Origin of the sequence: Nocardia ninae NBRC 108245, from assembly GCF_007990755.1 — a bacterium.
Classification (GTDB): Bacteria; Actinomycetota; Actinomycetes; order Mycobacteriales; family Mycobacteriaceae; genus Nocardia; species Nocardia ninae.
Genome location: NZ_BJXA01000008.1, coordinates 164,381 through 175,058, shown reverse-complemented (window position 1 = coordinate 175,058; position 10,678 = coordinate 164,381). Strand labels below are relative to the sequence as shown.

Sequence of the window (10,678 nt, the reverse complement as noted above, 5' to 3'; positions counted from 1 at the left end):
GACCAGCTGGCCCAGGCGCCCGCCTTCGATGTGCCGTTCAGCGAGGGCGGCGGTTACGGGGTGCGCTGGGACGGCGAGCTGCTGCTCACCATGCTGCGGATCGACCCGCCGCCGGACGCGCTGACGCTGCTTCGCCGCGGTTCGCTCAGCACCGACCAACTGCTGCCGCTCACCGAGATCGCCCGCTGCCTCGATCAATTCGATCTGACGCTGGCCGGGGTCGACATCGTGAGCACGGGCGCGCGCACGGCGGGCACCGGCATCATCTCGCACCTGTACGACCGCATTCTCGGCCCACTGCCCGCCATCGCGCACCGCACCCTATGGCTGGTGCTGCGGCTGGACCCGCTGGCCAACGCCGAAGCGGTGGAGAAGCGCGGAGGCGGCAGCACCGGCGCCCTGCGCACCGCGATGATCGCAACCCGCCGGGTGGCGAATCGGCTGGCCGCCCACGACATCGCCACCTCGGTGCTGACCGCCGCCGAAATGAACAGCGCGGTCCGCGAACTCACGCACGGCTTCGAGCTCGATCAGCTCACCGAATCGCCCGGCTCACTGGAGTATCAGGGCCGCTACCTCACCCATTATCAAATCGGCGCGGACATGGTCGGCCCGCGCGGCCTGGCCGATATCTGGACGGTGCAGAGCCTGTCCACCACGGTGACGCTGCGGCTGCGGCCCGGCGCGCACCGGCACGACACGCGCGCCGACCATGTGGGCACCGTGGTGCTCAATGCCGTGGTCCGGTTCGACACCACCTTCGAGCCGGAGGAGCCGCCGCTGCCCGGCCTGCGTGAGCTACCGGGCAACCAGCTGCGAGTCCTGTTGGACACCTTGCCGATCGGGGCGGCGGGCCGCTGGGGCTCGGACACCGGGTACCGCGGCACCATCGCCGCGCTCACCGATATCGCGGTGCCGACGGCGGGCTGCGGACAGCTGATCGGCGCCGACGAGCTCGGCCAGGGCATCGCGGTGCCGCTGGTCGGCGAGGGCACCCGGCACCTGGAGGTGATCGGCAACCTGGATCTGGCCCAGCAGGTGATCCTGCGGGCGACCGCGCTCGGCGCGCACGCCATCGTGCACACCGCCCGGCCCGACGCTTGGCACACCATGGTGACCAATCTCGATGCACCGCAGGTGATCTCGATCGCGCCACGGTCGGCGGGGGCCAGCTATCACGCGCCTGCCGCGCCGCCCTTGCCCGCCGCGCCCTACCCGAGCACCACGGTCGTCGTCTTCGACGGCATCGCGCCGACCGCGCACGCGGGTGGCGCCACCATCGTGCATGTGCGCACCCCGGATCAGCCGCCGGCACCGATCGATGCCGACGTCACACTGATCCAGGATCCGGACGCGCCGAACCGGATCACCGTGCGCACCGCAACGGCCAGCGCGACCGTGTTCATGGTGACCACCCCGGACGAGATGCATTACATCGGCGAATCGCTCGCCGCGCGCTGAGCCGAAAACCGAAACGGCCGACCGGAACTGGATGTTCCGGTCGGCCGTCAGGTGACGGACATGTCAGAAAGCGGCGAAACCGTCGCCGACCTTGCCATCGGCCTCGAGCGCACGTGCCAGCGCGTTCTCCACCTGGGCACCGAGGGCGTCCAGCTTCTGCAGGGTGTCCTCGAGTCCGGACAGCAGGTTCTTGTGCTGGCCGTCGAAGCCCGCCTTGGCCTGCTCACCAGCCAGGTTGTCGTGGAACGCCTTGGCAGCGTCGTTGAGCGAGTCGATCTCGCCCTTCATTTTGCCGCCGTAGGTCTGCAGGTCGTCGTACAGCGCGTTCATGGCTACGGGATCGTAAAGGATGGTCATTCTTCAAATTCCTTCGAATGATGGAGTGTGAATCGAGGGTGGAGCAGACCGATCAGGCCTGGTCCATCGCCTGCAGCTTCTGCTTGCCCTCGTTGACGGCCTGGGTGAACATGTCGAAGCGCTTGTTCAGGTCTTCGGCTTCGTCGTGCCATTCCTGCGCTACCTGGACGAACTTGGAGGACGCGTCGCCCTTCCAGCCCTTCAACACATCCTGTGCGGCCTGGTCGATTTCCCTGACCGAGGTGCGGAGATTATTGATGGCGCCCTCCAGACTGGAGACGACATTGTCGACACCGCCTTCTTCGACACCAACGGCCTTATCCGAGCCACCGAGTGAGGTGAGTGACATTTCTTTGACCTTTCGTCATATGTGAGGACCGTTCCTAGACAAACGGTCTCGTTGATATCCGAGACAACCGAAGTTGCCACCCGAGTACTACTGAGGCAGCCACCTCCCCCCGGGCAGTCCCTCGATCAACGTGGCGACTGCTTGCGCAACCCGGTGGTCGGTACCTGGCGTGACCGTGGACCAGACCTGCTGATCCGGGGAGACCGTTGGCGCGGCGACGATCCGCCCGCGGGCGGTGTCGTACACGGCGACTGCGCCGGGTGCCCTTCTGGTCACGCCGTCCTCATGGGTGCACGCCACAATTTCGGCGTAAGCGTGCGTTGCGCCGAAGGCGAGGCCCAACTTGGTGGCGTCGCGATCGGGGGCACCCAGGGCATAGAGAGCGTCGGTGAGCTCACTGGCCGTCGCGGCCGAGTCGAGCCGCTCGGCCAGCTCTGCGGCGGGGACGCTGAAATTGGGGATGTCGGCGGCGGGACACGGATCCATGGCGGCCAGCAGCGGCCGCACCAGATCGGTCGCCGAGCCGTCGGTCCACACCTGGCGCACATCGAAGTCGTCGCCGGAGCGGACGGCGACCGCGTGTGTATGCCCGCGGCGCACCACACAGACTCGGCGCGAGCCGTGCTCGGTGTAGATGCGCGCTACCAGCTCCTGCTCCGGCAGCGCCAGCGTGAACAGCGTGACCGCCAGCTCCGCGTCCACTTCACCGTGTGCGTCGATGAGGCCGTCGTCGGTCAGCGTGGCCACCGCGTGTTCCTGCGCCCGCTGCCATTCCTCGTACGAATCCTGCTGCGGCCCCACCGATAAGGCCAGCGGCAGGGTCTGCACGCCGATCCGGTCGGCGACGGCGAGTAGCGCGTCGTTGGTCAACGTGGTCACAGCGCACCGCCGGATTCGGTCCGGGTCTCGGTGGGCGCCTTGGCCACCGGCTCGGTGCCGCCGAGCACCGCTGGAGCGGCTTGGATTTCGCCTTCGAGCCCGATCTGGTCGGCCTCACCGGCCAGGCTGGCCCGCGGGAACCTGTTCGAATCCTGGGACGCGCCTGCCGCACCCATCGCACCGGGGGCTACGGGCGCGGACTGGCCGGTCGCGCTGGTCGTGCCGACCTGACTGCTGCGGGCCACCGGCTCGGCGGTCGTGGTGGACTGCGAGTACACCGGCGCGCGGTAGGCGGACAGCTCCCGCGGCGGCAAGGTGGGCATCGCGAACGAGCCGATCGGCACGCCCGCGAATCCCGGCATGGATTTCGGCGCGGCAGCCGCTGCCGCGGCGGCGGACTGCTCGGCGATCCACGCCTGCTCCGGCGCGATCTTCGGCGGTTCCTGATGCTGCCACGGCGTCGCCAACGGCTCGGCGGCCGTTTCGTAGCTGCGCATCACCCGCGACGCAACGGCTTTCGCCACGTCTGCTTCCGCCTCGTTGTCCGCGGCGATCGCCCGAATCGGTGCGCCGAGCATCGCGCCCACGCTTTCCACCGCCTGCTGCACCTGCTTGATCTTCTCGATCTCGGCGGTGTTCGGCATGGCCAGTCTGGCCACCTCGTACGCGGTGACCTGCGCCTGCAGGCGCGCGGCGTTCGAGCTGGCGGTCGCGGCCGCGTCCACCAGCCACTGGCGCAGGGTGGACACCTTCTCCATGACCTCGCCGCTACGCCCGGACTGCCATGCGCCGCGCAGCGCAGCAAGAACCTGCTCGTATTCGAGCACCGCCGCACCGAAAACCGTGGCGAGCCGCGACCATTCGGCGGCTGCCTCAGCCATCGGCAAGGAGCCCGGTCCCGTGGTGAGATCCTGCGCGAGCCGCTCCGGCGGCCGAGCCTCCCACACCACGCCGGTGAACCCAGGCTTCGGTGGTTCGATCATTGCTGCGCTGTGCCTTTCCAAGACAGGCCTTTCCGGTGGACTTCGCCTCAGGCGGACCTGCCGCCCGCAGCGTCGAAGTCCGCGACGCTGTCACTTTCGATCTGGCTGAACTCCTTGGTGTGCATCCGCAACGTGGCGGCCAGCTTTCGCATCTCCTGCACGCTGGCCTGCGCACTCGCCAGGTACGAGGTGGCGACCTCGTTCCCGGTCTGCGCGGCCCGGCCGGAGACTTCGTCGGCTCCAGCAGGCTGGATCGTCAACGCCTCCTCGGCGGCCTGCAGATCCGCGGCCAGTCGATCGGCGAGTACGTCCAGGCCATTCGAGGCCTTCCCCGCCGCGGCAGGGTCGAACTGGACGCTCGCGAATGCGTCCCCTATCCCGTCAGCACCCATGAGATTCTCCTAATCGGTCAGAGCGTGAGTTCTTTGTCCGGCGGCGGTTCCGAAGTGCTGTCGGCCGCGCCGACCACCGGCAACGAGACCCCTTCGATGTGGCCGACCACTTCGTCGCCGTGCTGGCTGGTCACCATCTGGCCGCGCAGCGAGTCGCTGGTCGACTCGCCGTCCCTGGCCATGCCGGCCGCACCCGCGGCACCGGCCATCGGCATCATGCCACCGCTGCCACCGGTAGTGCCGCCGGTCGACATCGACGCGGGCGCAACGGAACTCGACCCGAGACCACTCAGCCCGCTCAGCGAACCGACCGAGCCGCTCGCGACCCGGGTGCCCTGCCACGGGTTCAACGGAGCAGGCGGCGGTGCGGCCACCGCGCCGGGGCCTGGGCCACCGAAACCACGCCCGCTCGCACCAGGCCCGCCCGCAGCTGCCGCCTTGGCCTTCTCCTCGTCGGAAAGCCCAGCGCCCGTATGGGCTTTCGAGTCGACCGTCTTCGGCGCGCTGAGCGCCGAGCTCGCCTGGGCGAGCTGACCGAGCGACTGCGCGGCCGTGGTCGCGGTGCCGATCAGCGGTGTGACCATGCTCATCAGCTGACTGAGCTGGTCGGCACCGCCCGCGCCCGCGACGCCCTTGGGCGCGTTGGTGATCGGGACCTTGGTCCCGGCCTTGGTCATGGTGCCGCTGTGGCCGAGCAGCTCGCCCTTGGTCTTGACGGTGATGCCGATCGCCTCCGCCATCGCCTCGACCGCGGACGCGGCCAGAAACACCTGTCCCGCAGGGGTTGCGGCATACAGCGGCGACGCGGCGAGGATGGCGGAGAACTTCGCCACCACCGCGGACATCAGCCCGGCGCCGGTGAAGACGCTGCCCGCCGCTTCGGTGAGCACGACCTTCTCTTCCGTGCTCTGGGCTTCCAGTTTGCCCGCGTCCGCCTGGGCCTCGCCTGCCTTCTTCGCCGCCTCCATCGCGGCCATGCCCTGCCAGACCGACATCGCCGTCTGGATCGCGGACGTGCCGACCTGCATGACGGTTTGCATGACGGTCGAGATGCCGGACAACAGCTGGGTCGGGTCGGGCGCAGGTGCGGGCGCCGCCGCGTTCTGCGGCGTGGCACCGGCGTTCGCGGGAGCGGGCGCAGGTGCGGGCGCACCGAGCTGTCCGCTGCCGAACGCCGCGGCCAGGTCGGTCAACGGCCGCATCAGCGCGGTGAGATCCAGCGGCGGCAGCGGCGGCATCTCCGGCATCTGGATGAACGACGGCATCTCCGGCAGGTTCGGCAGCCCCATGTCGTGCAGGATGTCGTTCACCGGCTGATCGAGCATCGGGGCAAGGGCACTGCCGCGCAACAGATCCAGCACGGTCGGATCCAGTGGCTCCGCCCCCGGCGGTGGGATGGCCCCGGGCGTCGTCATGACTGCGAGCTGACCGATCCGATGGCCGCGCCCGACGCGCTGTCGGTGACCTCGTAGGTGCTCGCGGCCTGATGCGCGGTCAGCGCGGTGCCCGCGTGCACCGCGGCCAGTTCGGCCACCGAGCTCAGGTGGTTCGCCTGCGCGAACGCGAACGAGGCGAGGAACTCCTGGCCGATCAGGCCGAACACCGGCACGACCGTGGCGATGGTCGCCGCCTGGTCCACCGCGCCCGCCGAGGCGACCCCCGCGGCCATCGCGGCCGAGGCGGAGCCGTAGGCCCGAACCGCATCCGGAACAACTTCAATGTGATTCATGACTGACGTCCAATCCCGTAACCCCACATGGGGTTTCGACAAACCTTACCTATCGGAGCAACACTTCGCTGTCACTGTGTGCGCATCATCCGGTCACGTCACCGCGCTTTCCTCGTTGTACGCCGTGACCAGCTCGGCGCGCTCGGCGAAGGCGCGATATGCCGCCGCCTGTGCGGTGTCGACCAGTGTCTTCTCGAAGTCGGCCGGCGACAGCTTGGCTATCGCACCGCCGAGGCTCAGCCCGACCAGCGCGCCGTTGCCGTCCACCGAGGCGGTCACCGCCCCGTCCGGTGACGTCTCGGTCGCCAGGATCCCGGCGGTCGCGTCGTTGAGATCGCGCAACCGGTACATCTGCTTCTGCACCCGCGCGAGCAACTCGTCCATCGTCTCGACCATGACTACCTCCCGAATCCCCGTCCCAGTCAGACTGATCGAAGCCAGCTCTGCGGCTCGGTCTCGTACTCCTGCTCTTCGATGATCTCTTGTCTGGCGACTTCCTGCTCGGTGGGCAGACCGGTCATCGACAACATCTCGGGAGTGAATCCCGCTTCCTTCAGCTGCGCCCGGCGCGCCATCCCGGCCCGATTCGCCGACTGCTTGCACAGCCGCAGGATCTCGGCGGCCAGGGCTTCCGGCGCGCGTCGCAATTGGTCTTGGTCGAGCTTGATGCCCAGCGGCAAACCCTGTTCGGTGGTGCGCACCGCGATAGAGCCGGTGAGCGAGGTCACCGTGAATTCCGTCGGAAACTCCTGCGGCGTATCGCCTTCGGGCGTGCTCATTCCCGTCCCCTCCCCGTAGCTGGGATCAATAACAGCGTCTCACGCATGTCAACCCCTTATTCGCTCGTCTTTGATGGCGCGAACCACCTCGGCGATTCGGGTATTGACCGCTGCAATCAGGCGTTTTCGATCACTGGCCATCGCCACCGGCGGATTGCTGTCGTCGATCAGGTAACGGCCGTCGTTCTCGAGATCCCGCCATTTCAGCCGATGCCGGGTGGTGCCACGCGGCCCGAATATCGATTGCACTTGGATCACGTCGATGCGTCCGACGCAGGGCGCCGGTGTCGCGAGAAACTCGGTGGCACGATCACGGACCGATCCCTCGAACGAATCGTGCACCACCGAACGGCCGTACCCGTAGTCCATTTCGTCGCCGTAATCTTGCGTGGCGAGTGCGATATCCGCGCGCTTACCCGGTTCGGCATCGGGAAGTGCGTCGACCACCACGTCGGCCAGCTGCACTGCCTCACATTCGGATACCGTGAAGCCGGAGCTGTGCTCCACCGTCTCACCCGGCAACTGGGTGACCAGGAAGCCGCGCTCACCGCGGCGGGCCGCGAGCAGCCGGATACTGGCCTTCGTGTTGGTCCAATCCCGAGCGTCCCAGCCGCGTGCTTCGATACGAATATCCGGCTGCCGAATCGCGGCGAGCACCTCGTCGAATCTCGGATCCACGGTGCCGCGCAAGGCATCCCGGGTCCGCGCCCGCTCCTCCATATAGTCGTTCCACATCGGAGTTCTACTGGTAAAGCTCAGCGGCCGAGGTAGATACGCGTTTTCCTCGCCGCCCCAGAGCACGGCGAATTCCAGGTCGCTGAACTTCCAGACGCGGCTCATCAAACTCGACATCAATTCTCCACGACGGGTTTGACCACAACCGGAGCCTCGCCGATGGCCTCTTCGAGATGTTCGTTGGAATCCAGGTAGTCGGCGCGCTTGTGCTCCTTCGTCTGTCCCGCCGCGCCGGGTCCGGGGCCGGGGCCCATCGCACCCATGCCGGCGCCGGTCGACGCGAGCCCTGCGCGTGCCGCAGTCGCGGCGCTGGTGGTCGTCGCCTCGGCGCGCGGGAACAACTTGGACGCCTTGTCCAGCTGGCCCAGATCGGCGGGTTTCGGGGCGCCGCCCGGGCCCGCACCGCTGCCCGCGCCACCACCTTTCGAGCCCGCGGCACCCATGGCCTTCTTCGCTTGCTCCTCCAGGTCCTTCAGGCTCGGGATGCCGGGCAGACCGGCCAAGCCGGCCTGTTGCGCCGCGTTGGCCAGCTGAGAACCCATCTGCTGCGCCGCCTGCGCGACCTGCTGCCCGATCTGCTGGGCAATCTGTCCCGCCTGCTGCGCCGCTTGCTGCGCGGCCTGTTGCGCGGCGCGCTGTTGTTCTTGCCGCTGCTGCTCCTTCGCGCGCTGCTCCTGCTCCAGCCGCGCCCGCTGCATCTGCTCCTCCATCGCCTTGCGCTGCGCTTCGATCTCCTTGCGCTGCTGCTCGGCCTGGGCCTGGAGTTGCTTCTGCTGATCCTTGAGCTGCGACTGGTTTCCCGGCACGCCCGGCGAGCCCGGGGTGCCCTGCTTCTGACCCAACCCCGGGGTGGCACCCGGCGTGCCGGGCGTGCTGTTGCCCGGGCGCGACGGCGGCGGCTCAGCCGGCTTCACGACGGGATCGGGGAGGATCGGAATCGCCGAGTTCGTATAGCCCAAACCTTTGACGTACCAACCCGAGAACCCCGGCCGATGCCAGAGGGGGACGCAGTCGCCTTCGTCGTCGGGGCCCATTCCCTCGCGGTCGACGTTCGATCCGCCAGGCATGTATTGGCGTGTCTCGTTCAGCCAACCAGCGGTGAAATTCAAGTTCTGGCTCATCAGGACCAAATTGTCCGCGAGCGAATTGGCCTGGGTACGGTATTTGTCCGCCGCGGCGAGGGCGGCGGCCATTCCTTTGCCTTCCCAGGCCTTGTCGGTCTGCATGCGAGTCAGCCGATTGTTGAGATTGCCGAACGCGTCGCGCAGCTGCTCGCTCATCCACTGGTAGATCGCGGCGTCTGTGACGAGCCCGTCGGGCTTGATCGCTTCACCGAACGCTTTGAACCACGCGTCGTCCTTGTTGTCCGGGTTCTCGGGCTCGATCGGGCTCGAGTCCTTTCCGTCCTTCCCGGCGGCGAATTTGGCGAGCTCGGAATACTCCCCCTTGCCCTTGTAACTCCCGTCGAGCTCCTCGATCTTGCCCATCTGGGAGTGTTTTTCGCCGGTGAAGTCGGGGACCATCGCGTCGGTCGGTCGCGGCGGCGAGCCGGGATTGACGAGCTGCTTGTCCTTCTTGATTTGTGCGAACTTGTCCTTGGAACTCTGATCCGTATCTTTGTACAGCTTGCCTGCGGCGACGAAGGTGTCGCCCATCGCGTTCAGAATTTCCAGGTAACGTCCGAGGATTCGGTCCAGATCGCCCGCGGCTTTATTGAACTTCGCCTGCAACGCATAACCCGACTCCAGATTGCCGAAGCCGGTGGGGTTCTGCAGGTCGGGGACGGACTTCTTGACCAGTTCCACCACGTGAGCTGCGGTCGCGGCGTAACCCGCCGCTTCGTTGGCCGCGCCCTCGGCGAGGGTCAGCGTGCCATTGTGTGCCTGCTCGGATAGCGCCGGCCACGGGTTGTCGGTTTCGGGCTTGTCTTTATCACCCATGGTTCACGCTCCTGCTAGCTCGAAGTTCCGAACGCGACGACGGCAGGCTTCCCGCCTGCCCTCGGCACCGAACCACGCTCTTGCGCTGGATCCCTCATCCGCTACTGGCCCTCCTCATGGCTGCGCTGCTGAAACCCTGCGCCTCGCACGTCACTGGCGCAGCCAGTACTCACAGCGTGCCAACGATTCTATGAGTACTAGTGTCAGGCCCGCATGTACAGACCCGAATCCTGGTGGCACGCTTGCAGCGATAGTGCGATGACCAGCGAGTAAACCTCTGGTTCCAGCGCTGCGGCCGATCTTGGTCACTGCCAGGTGCTCGATGGGCAAGGATGCGTCAGCGATCAGAAGTAGCGCAGGTACGCCTCGCGGAACGAGGCGTCGAGGAGGTCGTAGTCCGGCGGGGTGTAGTTGTTGGCACGGACGTGCTGGACGAATTCGTCCGGGATGGCGAGGGGGCTGGCGGTCAGGTACTCGATGGAGTCGGTGCGCCAGATCCACTCCCCGTCGGAGTGCAGTGAGGAGCCGCCCGGGATCCAGCCTTCGCCGGTGACCAGGTTGGGTACGGCCTCCATGACGTCGAAGACCTCGGGGGCTTTGCGCAGATACTCGAGAATCCGGTCGCGGTCATCGAGTTGCTGGTCGGTGGGCGTCTCGTGGATCGAGGGGAGATCGTCGTGCCCCCGCTTGTACATTTCGCGATATATGCCAACCGGTTTCAGGTCCGGCATGTCAACCTCCCCGGCGACGATCAGCAGACGACAATTCCCCGCTCACCCTAGCGCCCAGGATTCGTTCGACCGCACTCACTGGTTCTGCTCGAACGCACGATTGATCGCGGCCTGCCGTGCCGCCGCGTTGGAGCCGTCCAGCTGGCCCGCGAAGGCGGCATGCGCGGCGGCGATCAGCTCCTCATGGATGTTCGGATAGGCATCGACGATCTCCCACAGCGCGTTGACGGTGCGGAGGTCGAGACCATTGTCCGAGGAGACTCCACTCCCACTGCGGGCCGCGGCGAGCGCCGTGGCGAAGCTTTGCCACAGTTCATCTTCGGTCGGATGGTCCAAGAGCATG

The 10,678-nt window shown here is 67.2% G+C and carries 14 protein-coding genes; 1 reads left to right on the top strand and 13 read right to left on the bottom strand.

Features of this window, described 5'->3' with window-relative positions; translation table 11 throughout:
- A partial coding sequence (gene eccE / locus NN4_RS08960) for a type VII secretion protein EccE (RefSeq protein ID WP_147129461.1) occupies positions 1-1,461 on the top strand: 1,461 nt, incomplete at its 5' end.
- A 63-nt stretch (positions 1,462-1,524) separates the two neighbouring features.
- On the opposite strand, the gene NN4_RS08955 is transcribed toward eccE, so the two are convergent.
- From NN4_RS08955 to NN4_RS08895, 13 genes are all read right to left on the bottom strand, one after another.
- The gene (locus NN4_RS08955; RefSeq protein WP_147129460.1) at positions 1,525-1,818 is read right to left on the bottom strand and encodes a type VII secretion protein EsxR; all 294 of its coding nucleotides are present in this window, start codon (positions 1,816-1,818) and stop codon (positions 1,525-1,527) included.
- A gap of 52 nt (positions 1,819-1,870) precedes the next feature.
- The gene (locus NN4_RS08950; protein WP_147129459.1) at positions 1,871-2,167 is read right to left on the bottom strand and encodes a WXG100 family type VII secretion target; all 297 of its coding nucleotides are present in this window, start codon (positions 2,165-2,167) and stop codon (positions 1,871-1,873) included.
- 87 nt (positions 2,168-2,254) lie between these two features.
- Positions 2,255-3,046 carry an ESX secretion-associated protein EspG gene (locus tag NN4_RS08945; RefSeq protein ID WP_147129458.1) on the bottom strand — a complete coding sequence of 264 codons (792 nt, stop codon included), beginning with the start codon at positions 3,044-3,046 and terminating at the stop codon, positions 2,255-2,257.
- The gene (locus tag NN4_RS08940; RefSeq protein ID WP_147129457.1) at positions 3,043-4,029 is read right to left on the bottom strand and encodes a PPE domain-containing protein; all 987 of its coding nucleotides are present in this window, start codon (positions 4,027-4,029) and stop codon (positions 3,043-3,045) included. The genes NN4_RS08945 and NN4_RS08940 overlap by 4 nt, the downstream gene beginning before the upstream one ends.
- 47 nt (positions 4,030-4,076) lie before the next feature.
- Positions 4,077-4,421, bottom strand: a complete 345-nt coding sequence (locus tag NN4_RS08935) for a PE domain-containing protein (RefSeq protein ID WP_107654189.1) — start codon at positions 4,419-4,421, stop codon at positions 4,077-4,079.
- A 17-nt stretch (positions 4,422-4,438) separates the two neighbouring features.
- Complete coding sequence (locus tag NN4_RS08930; protein WP_147129456.1) at positions 4,439-5,836, bottom strand: hypothetical protein; 1,398 nt, start codon at positions 5,834-5,836, stop codon at positions 4,439-4,441.
- Positions 5,833-6,150, bottom strand: coding sequence for a type VII secretion target (locus NN4_RS08925; RefSeq protein WP_107654187.1), 318 nt, complete (start codon positions 6,148-6,150; stop codon positions 5,833-5,835). The genes NN4_RS08930 and NN4_RS08925 overlap by 4 nt, the downstream gene beginning before the upstream one ends.
- 93 nt (positions 6,151-6,243) lie before the next feature.
- A complete protein-coding gene (locus NN4_RS08920; RefSeq protein WP_147129455.1) occupies positions 6,244-6,546 on the bottom strand; it encodes a YbaB/EbfC family nucleoid-associated protein in 303 nt (100 codons plus the stop codon).
- Between the two features lie 26 nt (positions 6,547-6,572).
- Positions 6,573-6,929, bottom strand: a complete 357-nt coding sequence (locus NN4_RS08915) for a hypothetical protein (RefSeq protein ID WP_147129454.1) — start codon at positions 6,927-6,929, stop codon at positions 6,573-6,575.
- Positions 6,930-6,977: 48 nt separating this feature from the next.
- Positions 6,978-7,781, bottom strand: coding sequence for an ESX secretion-associated protein EspG (locus tag NN4_RS08910; protein WP_246180784.1), 804 nt, complete (start codon positions 7,779-7,781; stop codon positions 6,978-6,980).
- A complete protein-coding gene (locus tag NN4_RS08905) occupies positions 7,781-9,469 on the bottom strand; it encodes a hypothetical protein (protein ID WP_147129453.1) in 1,689 nt (562 codons plus the stop codon). Before NN4_RS08905 ends, NN4_RS08910 begins: the two co-directional genes overlap by 1 nt.
- A gap of 479 nt (positions 9,470-9,948) precedes the next feature.
- Positions 9,949-10,335, bottom strand: a complete 387-nt coding sequence (locus tag NN4_RS08900; RefSeq protein WP_147129452.1) for a hypothetical protein — start codon at positions 10,333-10,335, stop codon at positions 9,949-9,951.
- Positions 10,336-10,410: 75 nt separating this feature from the next.
- Positions 10,411-10,677, bottom strand: a complete 267-nt coding sequence (locus NN4_RS08895; RefSeq protein WP_147129451.1) for a hypothetical protein — start codon at positions 10,675-10,677, stop codon at positions 10,411-10,413.
- Between the last annotated feature and the right edge of the window lies 1 nt (position 10,678).